Source organism: Streptococcus sp. GMD1S (genome assembly GCF_000296875.1).
In the GTDB taxonomy this organism is placed as follows: Bacteria; Bacillota; Bacilli; order Lactobacillales; family Streptococcaceae; genus Streptococcus.
Window position 1 is genome coordinate 1 of the sequence record NZ_AJQY01000014.1, and the last position, 13,986, is coordinate 13,986.

13 protein-coding genes are annotated in these 13,986 nt (G+C 39.9%); 8 read left to right on the top strand and 5 right to left on the bottom strand.

What is annotated here, in order from left to right; genetic code table 11:
* Window positions 1-138 precede the first annotated feature (138 nt).
* Both atpD and GMD1S_RS03280 read left to right on the top strand, forming a co-directional pair.
* Window positions 139-1,545: a F0F1 ATP synthase subunit beta gene (gene atpD / locus GMD1S_RS03275; protein WP_000094372.1), complete on the top strand. Its 1,407-nt coding sequence runs from the start codon at window positions 139-141 to the stop codon at window positions 1,543-1,545.
* 10 nt (window positions 1,546-1,555) lie between these two features.
* Window positions 1,556-1,975, top strand: coding sequence for a F0F1 ATP synthase subunit epsilon (locus tag GMD1S_RS03280; protein ID WP_000940836.1), 420 nt, complete (start codon window positions 1,556-1,558; stop codon window positions 1,973-1,975).
* A 32-nt stretch (window positions 1,976-2,007) separates the two neighbouring features.
* Here the strand turns inward: GMD1S_RS03280 and GMD1S_RS03285 are convergent, their stop codons facing one another.
* The gene (locus GMD1S_RS03285; protein WP_000665595.1) at window positions 2,008-3,021 is read right to left on the bottom strand and encodes a lactonase family protein; all 1,014 of its coding nucleotides are present in this window, start codon (window positions 3,019-3,021) and stop codon (window positions 2,008-2,010) included.
* 144 nt (window positions 3,022-3,165) lie between these two features.
* Here GMD1S_RS03285 and GMD1S_RS03290 point away from each other — a divergent pair, with 144 nt between their 5' ends.
* The 6 genes from GMD1S_RS03290 to GMD1S_RS03315 all read left to right on the top strand — a co-directional run bounded on the left by GMD1S_RS03290 (window position 3,166) and on the right by GMD1S_RS03315 (window position 10,167).
* Window positions 3,166-4,332, top strand: coding sequence for an AI-2E family transporter (locus tag GMD1S_RS03290; protein WP_000400294.1), 1,167 nt, complete (start codon window positions 3,166-3,168; stop codon window positions 4,330-4,332).
* Window positions 4,322-5,551 (top strand): tetratricopeptide repeat protein, encoded by a 1,230-nt coding sequence (locus GMD1S_RS03295; RefSeq protein ID WP_001065926.1) that lies wholly within the window; start codon window positions 4,322-4,324, stop codon window positions 5,549-5,551. The genes GMD1S_RS03290 and GMD1S_RS03295 overlap by 11 nt, the downstream gene beginning before the upstream one ends.
* A 291-nt stretch (window positions 5,552-5,842) precedes the next feature.
* Complete coding sequence (locus tag GMD1S_RS03300; protein WP_000723554.1) at window positions 5,843-7,642, top strand: Spy0128 family protein; 1,800 nt, start codon at window positions 5,843-5,845, stop codon at window positions 7,640-7,642.
* Between the two features lie 388 nt (window positions 7,643-8,030).
* The gene (locus tag GMD1S_RS03305) at window positions 8,031-8,672 is read left to right on the top strand and encodes an amino acid ABC transporter permease (RefSeq protein WP_000121156.1); all 642 of its coding nucleotides are present in this window, start codon (window positions 8,031-8,033) and stop codon (window positions 8,670-8,672) included.
* Window positions 8,673-8,682: 10 nt separating this feature from the next.
* A complete protein-coding gene (locus GMD1S_RS03310; protein WP_000891744.1) occupies window positions 8,683-9,312 on the top strand; it encodes an amino acid ABC transporter ATP-binding protein in 630 nt (209 codons plus the stop codon).
* 15 nt (window positions 9,313-9,327) lie between these two features.
* Window positions 9,328-10,167, top strand: a complete 840-nt coding sequence (locus GMD1S_RS03315) for an amino acid ABC transporter substrate-binding protein (protein ID WP_000823417.1) — start codon at window positions 9,328-9,330, stop codon at window positions 10,165-10,167.
* A 227-nt stretch (window positions 10,168-10,394) separates the two neighbouring features.
* On the opposite strand, the gene lysS is transcribed toward GMD1S_RS03315, so the two are convergent.
* The 4 genes from lysS to GMD1S_RS03340 all read right to left on the bottom strand — a co-directional run bounded on the left by lysS (window position 10,395) and on the right by GMD1S_RS03340 (window position 13,971).
* Entirely contained in the window at window positions 10,395-11,885 is a 1,491-nt protein-coding gene (gene lysS, locus GMD1S_RS03325) for a lysine--tRNA ligase (protein WP_000102442.1), read from the bottom strand.
* Between the two features lie 138 nt (window positions 11,886-12,023).
* On the bottom strand, window positions 12,024-12,647 hold the full coding sequence (locus GMD1S_RS03330; RefSeq protein ID WP_000780824.1) for a histidine phosphatase family protein: 624 nt from the start codon (window positions 12,645-12,647) through the stop codon (window positions 12,024-12,026).
* On the bottom strand, window positions 12,647-13,129 hold the full coding sequence (locus tag GMD1S_RS03335; protein ID WP_001085913.1) for an aminoacyl-tRNA deacylase: 483 nt from the start codon (window positions 13,127-13,129) through the stop codon (window positions 12,647-12,649). The genes GMD1S_RS03330 and GMD1S_RS03335 overlap by 1 nt, the downstream gene beginning before the upstream one ends.
* Window positions 13,129-13,971, bottom strand: coding sequence for a DUF368 domain-containing protein (locus GMD1S_RS03340; protein ID WP_008278099.1), 843 nt, complete (start codon window positions 13,969-13,971; stop codon window positions 13,129-13,131). Before GMD1S_RS03340 ends, GMD1S_RS03335 begins: the two co-directional genes overlap by 1 nt.
* Window positions 13,972-13,986: the final 15 nt, after the last annotated feature.

Here is a 13,986-nt window from a genome sequence, read left to right on the forward strand (position 1 = left end):
CAAACTAGGAAGCTAGCCGCAGGCTGTACTTGAGTACGGCAAGGCGACGCTGACGTGGTTTGAATTTGATTTTCGAAGAGTATTAGGACCTAGTTGAACTAGGAACCGACAGTATCTTATATAGAATAGGAGAAGGAGATGAGTTCAGGTAAAATTGCTCAGGTTATCGGACCCGTTGTAGACGTCTTGTTTGCAGCAGGGGAAACACTTCCTGAGATTAATAATGCACTTGTCGTCTACAAAAATGACGAAAGAAAAACAAAAATCGTCCTTGAAGTAGCCTTAGAGTTGGGTGATGGTATGGTCCGTACGATCGCCATGGAATCAACAGATGGTTTGACTCGTGGAATGGAAGTTTTGGACACAGGCCGTCCAATCTCCGTTCCAGTAGGTAAAGAAACTTTGGGACGTGTCTTCAACGTTTTGGGAGATACCATTGACTTGGATGCTCCTTTCGCTGAGGACGCTGAGCGTCAGCCAATTCATAAGAAAGCTCCAACTTTTGATGAATTGTCTACCTCATCTGAAATTTTGGAAACAGGGATTAAGGTTATCGACCTTCTTGCCCCATACCTTAAAGGCGGGAAAGTTGGACTTTTCGGTGGTGCCGGAGTTGGTAAAACTGTCTTGATCCAAGAATTGATTCACAACATTGCCCAAGAACATGGTGGTATTTCAGTATTTACCGGTGTTGGAGAACGTACTCGTGAAGGGAATGACCTTTACTGGGAAATGAAAGAATCAGGCGTTATAGAGAAAACAGCAATGGTATTTGGTCAGATGAATGAACCACCAGGAGCACGTATGCGTGTTGCCCTTACTGGTTTGACAATCGCCGAATACTTCCGTGATGTAGAAGGCCAAGATGTGCTTCTCTTTATCGACAATATCTTCCGTTTCACTCAAGCTGGTTCAGAAGTATCTGCCCTTTTGGGTCGTATGCCTTCAGCCGTTGGTTACCAACCAACACTTGCTACGGAAATGGGTCAATTGCAAGAGCGTATCACATCAACTAAGAAGGGTTCTGTAACCTCTATCCAGGCTATCTATGTGCCAGCGGATGACTATACTGACCCTGCGCCAGCCACAGCTTTTGCTCACTTGGATTCAACTACAAACTTGGAACGTAAGTTGGTACAGTTGGGTATCTACCCAGCCGTTGATCCGTTGGCTTCAAGCTCTCGTGCCTTGGCACCTGAGATTGTTGGTGAGGAGCACTACGCAGTAGCTGCTGAGGTTAAACGTGTCCTTCAACGTTACCATGAATTGCAAGATATCATTGCTATCCTTGGTATGGATGAACTTTCTGATGAAGAAAAGACCTTGGTTGCACGTGCCCGTCGTATCCAGTTCTTCTTGTCTCAAAACTTTAACGTTGCAGAACAATTTACTGGTCAACCTGGTTCTTATGTGCCAGTAGCGGAAACAGTTCGTGGCTTTAAGGAAATCCTTGAAGGAAAACATGACCAGTTACCAGAAGATGCCTTCCGTGGTGTCGGTTCAATCGAAGACGTCATTGCTAAGGCAGAGAAAATGGGATTTTAAGAGGTGATCTATGGCTCATTTAACTGTCCAGATCGTGACACCAGATGGCCTCGTCTATGATCACCATGCCAGCTTTGTATCGGTACGAACTCTGGATGGTGAGATGGGGATCTTGCCACGACATGAAAATATGATTGCGGTTTTAGCGGTTGATGAAGTGAAGGTAAAACGTATCGATGATGATACTCATGTGAACTGGATTGCAGTGAACGGAGGAATTATCGAGATTGCCAATGACATCATTACTATTGTAGCAGACTCAGCAGAACGTGCTCGTGATATCGATATCAGTCGTGCTGAACGTGCAAAACTTCGCGCTGAACGAGAAATCGAAGAAGCCCATGACAAGCATTTGATTGACCAAGAGCGTCGTGCAAAAATCGCATTGCAACGTGCTATCAACCGTATCAATGTCGGAAATAGACTATAAAAAAATGAACTTGAAACTCAAGTTCATTTTTTTTAATGTGGGAAGTTGATGCAGACTGCTTCAGGGACATGAAAGTCGTTAGAAAGTTCTGCAAGACGACCACTTTTAGGATTGCGTTTAAAGACGGTTGCGTTATCAGAATCTTGATGAACAGCAATGAGAAACTCTTGATCAGGAGTTAGGTCGAAATCACGTGGATTTTTACCATGACTTGGTACAATCTCTAATAATTCCAAGCTACCATCAGCGAGGATTGTATAGACTGCAATGGAATCATGACCTCGGTTAGATGCATAGAGGTATTTGCCATCTTTTGAAAGACGAATGGCAGCAGTAGCATTGAAGCCTTCGTATCCATCTGGTAAGGTTGAAATGACTTGCATGCGTTCAAATTCACCGACCCCATCATAAATCAAGACCTCGATAGTGCTATTAAGTTCGCAGATGAGATAGGCAATCTTATAGTGGTGGTGGAAAACGATGTGGCGAGCACCTGCTCCAGCTTGGCCGTGATAAGTGTGGAGCTTACTTAGTTTTCCTTCTGGACTAACATCGTAGGTCGTTACTTCATCTGTACCTAGATCACAGGTGACGAGATACTGGTCAGGTGTTAGATCTGTAAAGTGTACATGTGGAGAAGTTTGGTTTTCATGAGGGCCTTGTCCTCTATGCTGATCTAGATCCGTTTGGATGAGGCTACCATCCGTTTGGCGCTTATAAACTAGAACTTGGCCTTTGTGGTAGTTAGCTCCGTATACGAGACCACGTTTTTCATCCACTGCCACATAGCAATGGGGAGCGCCTTCTTCAACCACATGATTTAGCAAAGCGCCATCTGTCTTGTATGCAGCGATTCCACCTAAGCCATCCTGGCTTCCTACGGTGTATATGTGTTGCTGTTGGTCAAAGGCAAGGTAGGTCGGACTTGGTTCAGCAGCAAAGAGTTCAAGATCTGCAAGCTGGCCTGTTTCTGTATCAAAATCTGCCTTGTAAATCCCTTTAGATAAGCGACGAGTGTAAGTTCCAAAATAAACAGTTTCTTTCATGTCCATACCTCTTAATAATGATAAGTTCATTATACCACAAAATGGCAGTCATGAAGCATCAGATTCATCCATGTAAGCACTTTAAAAAAGAGTTATTTTAGTCTAAAAATGGTATAATGAGAGAATGACAGAAAGGATGTATTTATGGAACATAAAGAGAAACATTTTAGCCTATCTTGGTTTTTTAAGTGGTTTTTAGATAATAAAGCCATCACTGTATTTTTAGTAACCTTGTTACTGGGGCTAAACATTTTTATTCTAAGTAAGATTAGTTTTATCTTTTTACCGGTATTGGACTTTTTAGGGGTTGTCATGTTGCCAGTTATTTTATCTGGTTTACTTTATTACCTCCTCAATCCGATTGTGGACTGGATGGAGAAGCACAAGATCAATCGTGTTCTTGCCATTAGTATTGTTTTTGTCATTATCGGACTCTTTATCATTTGGGGATTGGCAGTCGCAATTCCTAATCTGCAACGTCAAGTCTTAAATTTTGCGAAGAATGTGCCGACATACCTGGAAGATGCTGATAAGGTGATCAATGACCTTGTAACCAAACGCTTGCCAGATGATTTTAGACCACAGTTGGAGCAGGTTCTTTCCAATGTTTCTAGTGAGGCGACCATGTGGGCCAGCAAAATCTCTTCTCAAGCTGTTAACTGGGTTAGCGCCTTTATCAGTAGCGTTTCCCAGGTCATTGTTGCGGTTATTATCGTACCCTTCATGCTCTTTTATCTTTTGAGAGATGGGAAAGGTCTACGAGACTATTTGACTAAGTTTATCCCAAACAAGTTAAAAGAACCTGTCGGACAAGTTTTGTCAGATGTTAATAAACAGTTGTCAAACTATGTTAGAGGGCAGGTTACAGTTGCTATTATCGTGGCAATTATGTTTATTATCTTCTTTAAGATTATTGGTCTCAGATATGCTGTGACTCTGGGGATCACGGCTGGTATCCTCAATCTAGTACCTTACCTGGGTAGTTTTCTTGCCATGTTGCCTGCTTTGGTTTTGGGCTTGATAGCAGGACCTGTGATGCTTTTGAAAGTGATTATTGTCTTTATTGTTGAACAAACGATTGAAGGTCGCTTCGTTTCTCCGCTTATTTTAGGTAGTCAGCTAAACATCCATCCAATCAATGTCCTATTTGTTCTCCTAACTTCAGGTTCTATGTTTGGTATTTGGGGAGTCTTGCTGGGAATTCCTGTCTATGCTTCTGCCAAGGTCGTTATCTCAGCTATCTTTAACTGGTATAAAAAAGTCAGCGGTTTGTATGAAGAAGAAGGGGAGGAAATCAAGAGTGAACAATAGTCAACACATGCTCCAGGCTTTGGATGAACAGGATTTAATCAAAGCGGATCAGTATTTTCACAAAGCCCTCGAAACAGATTCAAGTGAAGTTCTTTACGAACTAGCAAGCTATCTAGAGGGAATTGGCTTTTATCCTCAAGCAAAAGAAATTTACCAAAAAATCGTTACAGAATTTCCAGAAGTGAATCTGAATTTAGCAAGTATTGCTAGTGAGGATGGCAATGTTGAGGAAGCCTTTGCTTACCTTGAGGAAATCACACCCGAAAGTGACTGGTACGTGTCGGCTTTGGCCTTGAAGGCTGACCTCTATCAGTTGGAAGGATTGACAGATGTAGCGCGTGAAAAGTTACTGGAAGCCCTAAACTACTCAGACGATCCCTTATTAGTTTTTGGTTTGGCTGAGTTGGATAGTGAGTTAGGAAATTATCAGGAAGCTATTCAGGGTTATGCTCAATTAGACAATCGCTCCATCTATGAGCAAACGGGTGTCTCAACCTATCAACGAATTGGCTACGCTTATGCCCAGTTAGGCAAGTTTGAAGCTGCAACTGAATTCTTAGAAAAAGCTTTAGAATTAGAATACGATGACCAAACTGCCTTTGAACTGGCTAGTCTTTACTTTGACCAAGAAGAGTATCAAAAATCTGTTCTTTACTTTAAGCAGATTGATACCATTTCACCTGACTTTGAAGGATATGAATATGGTTATAGTCAAGCTTTGCATAAGGAACATCAGGTGGAAGAGGCCCTTCGTATCGCTAAACAAGGTTTGGAGAAAAATCCATTTGAAACTCGGCTCTTACTGGCTGCTTCTCAGTTTTCGTATGAATTGCATGATCCTAGTAGTGCAGAGCAATTTCTCCTTACTGCCAAAGAAGATGCAGAGGATACAGAAGAAATTTTCCTTCGCCTTGCAACCATTTATATGGAACAAGAGCGGTACGAAGATATCATTGCTCTCCAAAGTCAAGAACCTGAAAACCTCCTGACCAAGTGGATGATTGCCCGTTCTTATCAGGAAATTGAGGATTTAGATAAGGCCTATGAGCTCTATCAGGAACTATCGCTTGATCTCAAGGATAATCCTGAATTTCTGGAGCAGTATACTTATCTCCTACGTGAATTGGGGTATTTTGAAGAAGCCAAAGTGCAAGCTGAAGCTTATTTAAAACTCGTTCCAGATGATGTTCAGATGCAAGAACTATTAGAGACACTTTAAGGATTTCTATTTTTTGTAAAATTTTATTAACAGAAACGAATGACTTTAAATGAATGATTTGAAAGACCTCAGAGGTCTTTTCTTTTTTACTAATATAATATAAATGTTAGAATTTCTTATAGCCAATTTAGATGAAGTTTTGAACGATGAAAGCCTGCTACACCCTATAAAATAAGAGTTTAAAGGTATGATTTGAACATCGAACTACTATGAAATACTTGACAAATTTATATAAGAATATATAATAATAAATAAGGGAATCTATCCCCAAAAATAAAGGAGGCAAATGTTGTGAAAAAGATTAATAAAAAACTTTCTCATGCATTCATGGCGCTATTGTTAGTAGCTTCAGTATTTATCCCAGTACTAAGAACTAGCAATGTGGTTAAAGCTGCTGAACTACCATCTAGTAGCTATACGCTAACGACAGTACCGACAATTAACAATAATAAGTTAGTTGACGGTGCAGAGTATGGTGAAGGGAAATTTTACCTTCAAACCACCTACAAATTCGACAACTCAACAACGTTGAAGAATGGTGACTTTATGGTTTATAAAGTTCCAAATGAATTCAAAATTGAAACAGATTCAACTACTGAAATCTTTGGTAACGATGGAGTCACTAAAGTTGCTGAGTTAACGACAAATAAGTCTGTAAATACAGCGACTGTAACGGTAACTAACGAAGATTATTTTTCTAACTTACCTGAAGAGAAACAAATTTCGGCCTTATTTACTGTTGTATGGGCTGATAATGTTGAACTCAATAAATCATATCCAATCGACATTCCTGGAGCAGGAGTATACAATTTGACTCGTATTGTTCCAGATGAGGATCCAACAGGATTTACTAAATGGGGAGTTCAAGATACGAACGATCCAAATTATATTAATTGGTATATTCGCGTAAACAAATATGCTAATCCTTATGAAGGCGTTTCGATTCAAGATACAATCCCTGAAGGGCAAGTATTAGCTAGTGAGATTACAGGTTACTACTTTACTGAATGGGGTAAGGATGAACATCATCCTCTTTTGAATCCAAGTCACATTGTTGTTCAAGATTCTAATCGCTTCACTATTACTCCAAATGGTAATGGTGATCTAATCAACCAAGGTTTGTATGTAGTTTATAAGACTCGTATCACAGCTCCAGTTGATAATACAACAAAGAAAGCTTTCAATAACGTTAAAATTACGACTTCGACTGAAAACTTTGATGTAGAAGGTTTTGCACCATTAACCACAACTGAAGGTATTAGTTCAGGTTCACGTTCTACAGAAGTTTCATTTGAGGTTTCTAAGCAGTTAAAAGGAAAAGACTTAGCTGCTGAAGAATTTAGCTTCCAACTACTTGATCCAAACGGATCAGTTGTGGAAACTGTTAAGAATGATAAAGATGGCAAAGTGAAATTTAAAGCCGTTAAATTCTCTACAGTGGGTACTTATAAGTATCAGATCAAAGAAGTTAATGATCAAAAACCAGGTTTTGCTTACGATGATAAGACTATTAACGCAGAAGTTACTGTAACAGATGTTTATGGTGAGAAGTTTGCAAGTGTTAAATATGACAATAAAGTTTTTGTAAATTCGTATTCTGCTAAATCTGCAACAACTTCAATTACTGCTAAAAAAGTCCTAAATGGTAAAACTCTTGAGGCAGATAAATATGAATTTGAATTGAAAGAAGGCGACAAACTTGTAGCTACAGCTAAGAATGCTGCAGACGGAACAGTTGCTTTCCCAGCGATTGAATACACTGCTGCAGGAATTCACACATACACGATCACTGAAAAAGCTGGTAATGAAACTGGTGTAACTTATGATAAAAATGCTTATACAGTAACAGTAAAAGTTGTAGACAATGGTCAAGGTCAACTTGTAGCAACAGTTACAGGTAATAATCCAACCATCATAAATACTTATGTTGCTGAGACTCCGGGTTCTTCAGATAACAAACCTAAACAACCAGAAGAAAATAAAGAACTACCAAATACTGGTACATCTGAAATGACTATCTTGCTTACTGTTGTAGGAGTAGTACTTGCATTTGGTTCCATTCTCTTATTCCGTTTCAAAAAAGTTAAATAATCTAGTTGAAAAATTTTGATGCCCTTGCTATGGCATCATCAAAGAGCCACTTGTATGGATAGTAGAAATGATACTATTCTTATAAAGTGGTTCTTTTTTATATCTCTAGAGGTATGAAGTGAATGAGAGTAAATAGAGTTCTATATCATTGAAATCTTTATAGATATTTGATAAAAATATTTTGATTATTGTTCTCTCAGAATTAGAAGTTAAACCTATATTCTCGTCTAGAATCCTTATAATTCTTCGAATTCTGTAAGATGATATTTCGCTCTGATTTCTTAGATAAAGGTGTATAGTTCAATAATTATAGAATTTTTTTACAAAAACCCTTGCTAAATTGTTTATTTATGCTATAATAGGAACAATAATTTTTAGGAGGTGCAGTATGTCTTATATGTTTGAGATATTACCAAGTTTATTGAACGGTGCAAGTATGACTCTTCAAGTCTTTGCTCTGGTCTTGATCTTTTCAATTCCTTTAGGTATTGTCGTTGCCTTTGCTTTACAAGTCCGCTGGAAACCCCTCCATTATCTGATTGACCTTTATATTTGGGTGATGCGAGGGACTCCCTTGCTCTTGCAATTAATCTTTATTTACTATGTTCTTCCTAGCATTGGGATACGTTTAGATCGTTTGCCTGCTGCTGTGATCGCTTTTGTATTGAACTATGCAGCCTACTTTGCTGAAATCTTTCGTGGTGGGATTGAAACCATTCCCAAAGGGCAGTATGAAGCTGCTAAGGTCTTGAAGTTTAGTCCTTTTGACACAGTGCGATATATCATTCTTCCTCAAGTTACAAAGATTGTCTTACCGAGCGTCTTTAATGAAATCATGAGTTTGGTCAAGGATACTTCTTTGGTTTATGCCCTTGGGATCTCAGATTTGATTTTAGCTAGTCGGACAGCAGCCAATCGAGATGCTAGTCTTGTTCCTATGTTTTTAGCTGGAGCGATTTATTTGATTATGATTGGTCTTGTAACCATTGTAGCGAAAAAACTTGAGAAGAAGTACAGTTATTACAGATAGGAGGATTGCTATGTTAGAATTACGAAACATTAACAAGGCCTTTGGTGGCAAACAAATCTTAACCAATTTCAGCCTATCAATTCCTGAAAAGCAAATCCTTGCAATCGTAGGTCCATCAGGAGGCGGAAAGACAACCCTATTACGTATGCTAGCTGGACTGGAAACCATCGATTCGGGGGAAATCTACTATAACGGCGAATCGCTAGCTATAGACGAACTAGAAAAGCGCAATCTTCTGGGATTTGTTTTCCAAGATTTTCAACTCTTTCCGCATTTGTCAGTTCTAGATAACTTAACCTTGTCGCCTATAAAAACAATGAGCATGGAGAAGGAAGTTGCTGAGAAGAAGGCGCGTGGTTTGTTAGAACAACTTGGGTTAGCTGGACATGCAGATGCCTTTCCATTCTCACTTTCAGGTGGGCAAAAACAACGGGTGGCCTTAGCACGTGCTATGATGATTAACCCAGAAATTATTGGATATGATGAGCCTACATCAGCCTTAGACCCAGAATTGCGATTAGAAGTAGAAAAACTTATCCTTCAAAATAAAGAGCGTGGGATGACTCAGATTGTTGTGACCCACGATCTTCAGTTTGCGGAAAACATTGCTGATCAGATCCTTAAGGTTGATCCAAAGTAGGACTAGGAGGTGCCTATGAAGAGAAAGAAAATTGCCCTTGTACTTGCTCTGTTCTTTAGCTTCTTCCTGACGGCTTGTACTCAAAAGGCAAGTGATCCAAATCAGGATAATTGGGCCAAATATCAAAAACAGGGAAGCATTACCATTGGCTTTGACAATACCTTTGTTCCCATGGGATTTGAGGAAAAGAATGGCCAGTATGCAGGCTTTGATATTGACCTGGCCCAAGCTGTTTCTGAAAAGCTAGGAATTCAGATTAAATTTCAACCCATCGACTGGGATATGAAAGAAACCGAGCTACAAAATGGTACCATTGATGCCATCTGGAATGGCTATACAGCTACAGATGAACGGAAAGAGAAGGTTGCTTTTACCATTCCTTACATGGAAAATCAACAAGTTTTGGTCTCTAAAAAGTCTCAAAATATCCACTCAATTCAGGATATGACTGACAAAGTTTTAGGGGCCCAGGCAGGATCTTCTGGCTATTTGAATTTTGAAGGACAACCCGAACTACTCAAGAATCGAGTGAAAGATCAGAAGGCCAATCAATACCAAAGTTTCAATGAAGCCTTGATTGATTTGAAAAATGATCGGATTGATGCCCTTGTGATTGACCGGGTATATGCCAATTATTATCTCCAGTCTGAAGGAATATTAAATGACTACAATGTCTTTTCAGCTGGATTTGAAAGTGAAGCATTTGCAGTGGGTGTTAGACCTGCTGATAAAACTTTGCTAGCTGCTCTGAATCAGGCTTTTATATCACTATACCAAGAAGGAAAATTCCAGGAAATCAGCCAGAAATGGTTTGGGGAAGATGTAGCCACCAGTCAAGTTAAAAATCAAGAATAAGAAAAGAGATTGAGTTTTTTCTCAGTCTCTTTTTGCATCGAAAAATCCTCTGGAAAGTACCAGAGGATAAGGGTTTATACTCAATGAAAATCAAAGAGCAAACTAGGAAGTTAGCCGCAGGCTGCTCAAAACACTGTTTTGAGGTTGTAGATAAGATTGACAAAGTCAGGAACATATATCTACGGCAAGGCAACGCTGACGTGGTTTGAAGAGATTTTCGAAGAGTATTATTTCATTGTTGGGAAGAGCAATACGTCACGGATAGTAGTTGTATCAGTGAGGAGCATGCAGAGACGGTCGATACCGATACCCAAACCACCTGTTGGTGGCATACCGTATTCAAGAGCTTCAATGTAGTCGTAATCGATACCTGTTGCTTCATCGTCACCAAGTTCTTTAGCTTTGGCTTGGGCTTCAAAGCGACTAAGTTGGTCGATTGGGTCGTTTAACTCAGTAAAGGCATTACCGTATTCCTTGGTCATAATGAAGAGTTCGAAACGGTCAGTAAAGCGTTCATCTTCAGGATTTTTCTTCGCGAGTGGAGATACTGCTACTGGATGTCCATAGACAAAGGTTGGTTGGATCAAGGTTTCTTCGACAAATTCTTCAAAGAATGCATTGATAATGTGACCAACTTCAGTGTAATGTTTTTCAACTGGAACTTTCTTCTCAGCAGCGATAGCTTTAGCTTCCTCGAAAGTCATGTCTTGCCAGAAGTCTACACCAGTAATTTCCTTGATAGCATCCACCATGTGAACACGTTTAAATGGTTCATTGATTTTGATTTCAGTTCCTTGGTAGTTAACAGGACCATCACCTTTAACTGATTTAGCAGCGTGTTGGATAATACCTTCAGTTAAGTCCATGATATCTTGGAAGTCTGCATAAGCTTGGTAAACTTCGATAGAAGTGAATTCAGGGTTATGAGTAGCATCCATTCCTTCGTTACGGAAGATACGGCCAATTTCATAAACACGTTCCATACCACCAACGATAAGGCGTTTCAAGTGAAGCTCTGTCGCGATACGAAGTACCATGTCAATGTTTTGGGCATTATGGTGAGTGATAAATGGACGAGCAGCAGCACCACCGGCTTCATTATGAAGAACAGGTGTTTCTACTTCAAGGAAACCTTTTTGATCAAGATAACGACGGATTTCAGAGATGATTTTTGAACGAGTAACAAAGCGTTCGAAGCTTTCACGGTTAGAAATCAAGTCCAAGTAACGTTTACGGTAAATTGTTTCAACGTCAGTCAAACCGTGGAATTTCTCAGGAAGCGGGCGAAGTGCTTTAGACAAGTGTGTGATGTGAGTTGCCTTGATAGAAAGTTCTCCCATATCTGTACGCATGACTTCACCTTCGACACCAAGGAAGTCACCTAGGTCAGCTTTTTTGAAGATTTCGTAGTTTTCTTCACCAACTTCATCTTTACGAACGTAGATTTGGATTTGACCTTCTCGGTCTTGAAGATGGGCAAAGCCAACTTTTCCTTTTCCACGTTTAGTTACTAAGCGTCCAGCGATAGTAGCAGTTTCGTTTAATTCATGTAATTGTTCTTTATCAAGTTCTGCAAATTTGTCTTTTAGTTCTTGAGAGTTAGCAGTACGTTCAAAACGTTTTCCGAAGGGATCAATTCCTTGTTCACGGAGCGCAGCCATTTTTTCACGGCGAACGATCTGCTGGTCATTTAGTTCTTCCATATGTTCTGTAGACATGGGTTCCTCCTAATTTTACTCAAAATTTGATACGATGAGTCATTTTTTGCGATACTCCCATTTTATCATAAATAGCAGAGAAATTCACGGATATTCTTTGAAAACTAAAAAGAACTTGACTATTAAGATCAAGTTCCATTATTTTTCTTGATAGGAAGTGTCATTCCATCTTTCCAGAGTGAAGGTTTCAAAATCATCGGTCTCTAAAACTGTCAGACTAGCATTGGCCAAGCCTCCTTCTTTGCGGAGGTGAGCCTCTTTATAGCCTAATAGAGTACGAAGGCTAGCAGTGAGATTTGCCCCATGACCAACGATCAGAATGTTTTCAGCCGGACTTCCTTTCAGAGATTTGATAAACTGAATGGTTCGGTGAGTCGTAGAGTAGAGAGATTCGGCTTCAAACATCCTCGTATCAAACCGAGCTAGATTAGAGCGAAAGGCCTTTATTTGTTCTGGGTAGATGGCATTAAGCGTAGCGATTTTTAATCCCTCTAGTTTGCCAAGTTGCCATTCACGTAGGTCAGGAATGCTCTTTAAAGGACAAGGGGCCTGGAGTTGACTTTGGATTATTTCAGCAGACTTAACTGCTCTGGGTAAGTCACTAGAATAAATCGTATCAAAAGGAATTTCCTTGAGATACTGCCCCAGTTGTTTTAAAACGTCAGTGGACTCTGGAAGAAGGGGAGAGTCACCGCTAGCACCTTGAAAACGTCCTTCAAGATTCCAGACAGTCCGACCATGACGGACAAAATAGAGTTTCATCAGTTGTTTTCCTCCAAGATATCAGCGAAGTCCGCTTTTACAAAGCTGGCTAAGTCTTGAGGTCGGATGATAATACTGTGCCCGACTTCTCCAGCAGAGACAATCATTTGGTCCAAATCCAAAGCAGTCTGATCAATAAAAATAGGATAATTGTGTTTTTGGCGAATGCCGATGGGGTTATTAGCCCCATGAATATAGCCTGTCGTTTTTTCCAGATCTTTTTGAGGAATCATGCTCACTTTTTTATTACCAGAAACCTTTGCTAGTTTTTTCTCAGCCAGGTGTTCTGTTATGGGAACGATTCCGATGATTGGCCCCGTTTTGTCTCCTAATAGTGCCAAGGTTTTAAAGATGTGAGTTCGATCATATTCCGAAGGAAGTTCTCCCTCAAGCGCATTGATTTGAATCCCTGTGTGCTCAATTCCTGCTTTGGTTAAGATTTGCTCGACAAGAGTTTTTTTTATCTTTACTTTTTTTGCCATTATTTATACTTATCCTCCAATTGACTCATCCAGATACCAAGCCAAATGCCAAGTGCAAAGAAGAAGGCGATGAGAACATAACTCACGATAGAAAGTCCAGTATATTGGATACTTTCAGCACTTCCAGCATTTGGAATCAAAATCAAGAGGGTGCTTGATAGCACAATTCCAATAATAAAGTGATAAACACGGGAGTGGTAGTTGTTCAAGGCATGGTCCATTAATTTTGAAAAAATGATGAGGGTTGCACCTGCACCAATTCCGATAGGAAGGAAAGTTCCAAATAAATCAAAGGTTTTAAAACCAGTTAGCATTGGAGCGTACAGCCCTAAAATCAAGAGTAGATTTGACGGACTTAAACCAGGCACCAAGACACCAAGCGCTAAAAGAGCACCCGCTAAGATGAAACTAGCGAAACTAGCACTGAGAGAACCAACAACAAAATTTAACGCGTAGAGCCCTAGGCCTGAAAGGATAAAGGTAGTCCAGAACCAGACTAGGTCGATCTTATCCCGATCAGATTCTCGAGTAGATTCTTTAAGGAGGCTAGGAACCGTACCGATGATAGCTCCAGCAAAACTCCATAAAACATAGACCTGGTAATTTTCTAGCAGATACTCGATTGGATAAGAAAACAAACCAATGCCTAGCAACATCCCGATTGCTACTGGGATAAAGTATAGGACATTCGCTTTAAAATCTTTAAAGGGGTGAGCCAGAAAGCTAATCATTCGCTCGTAAATTCCCAAAATAGCTGCTAAAACACCGCCAGAAATTCCAGGTAGGATAAATCCTAAGGCGATGACGATTCCTTTAATAACTCTTGCAATCCATGAAAACATCATAAAATCCTCAAT

What these genes read in the sequence shown, in the direction of transcription:
- GMD1S_RS03310 (WP_000891744.1), top strand. Translation starts at nt 8,683, where the DNA reads ATGTTAGAATTACGAAACATTAACAAGGCCTTTGGTGGCAAACAAATC.
- lysS (WP_000102442.1), bottom strand. Translation starts at nt 11,885, where the DNA reads ATGTCTACAGAACATATGGAAGAACTAAATGACCAGCAGATCGTTCGC.
- GMD1S_RS03315 (WP_000823417.1), top strand. Translation starts at nt 9,328, where the DNA reads ATGAAGAGAAAGAAAATTGCCCTTGTACTTGCTCTGTTCTTTAGCTTC.
- GMD1S_RS03285 (WP_000665595.1), bottom strand. Translation starts at nt 3,021, where the DNA reads ATGAAAGAAACTGTTTATTTTGGAACTTACACTCGTCGCTTATCTAAA.
- GMD1S_RS03280 (WP_000940836.1), top strand. Translation starts at nt 1,556, where the DNA reads ATGGCTCATTTAACTGTCCAGATCGTGACACCAGATGGCCTCGTCTAT.
- GMD1S_RS03335 (WP_001085913.1), bottom strand. Translation starts at nt 13,129, where the DNA reads ATGGCAAAAAAAGTAAAGATAAAAAAAACTCTTGTCGAGCAAATCTTA.
- atpD (WP_000094372.1), top strand. Translation starts at nt 139, where the DNA reads ATGAGTTCAGGTAAAATTGCTCAGGTTATCGGACCCGTTGTAGACGTC.
- GMD1S_RS03330 (WP_000780824.1), bottom strand. Translation starts at nt 12,647, where the DNA reads ATGAAACTCTATTTTGTCCGTCATGGTCGGACTGTCTGGAATCTTGAA.
- GMD1S_RS03305 (WP_000121156.1), top strand. Translation starts at nt 8,031, where the DNA reads ATGTCTTATATGTTTGAGATATTACCAAGTTTATTGAACGGTGCAAGT.
- GMD1S_RS03340 (WP_008278099.1), bottom strand. Translation starts at nt 13,971, where the DNA reads ATGTTTTCATGGATTGCAAGAGTTATTAAAGGAATCGTCATCGCCTTA.
- GMD1S_RS03290 (WP_000400294.1), top strand. Translation starts at nt 3,166, where the DNA reads ATGGAACATAAAGAGAAACATTTTAGCCTATCTTGGTTTTTTAAGTGG.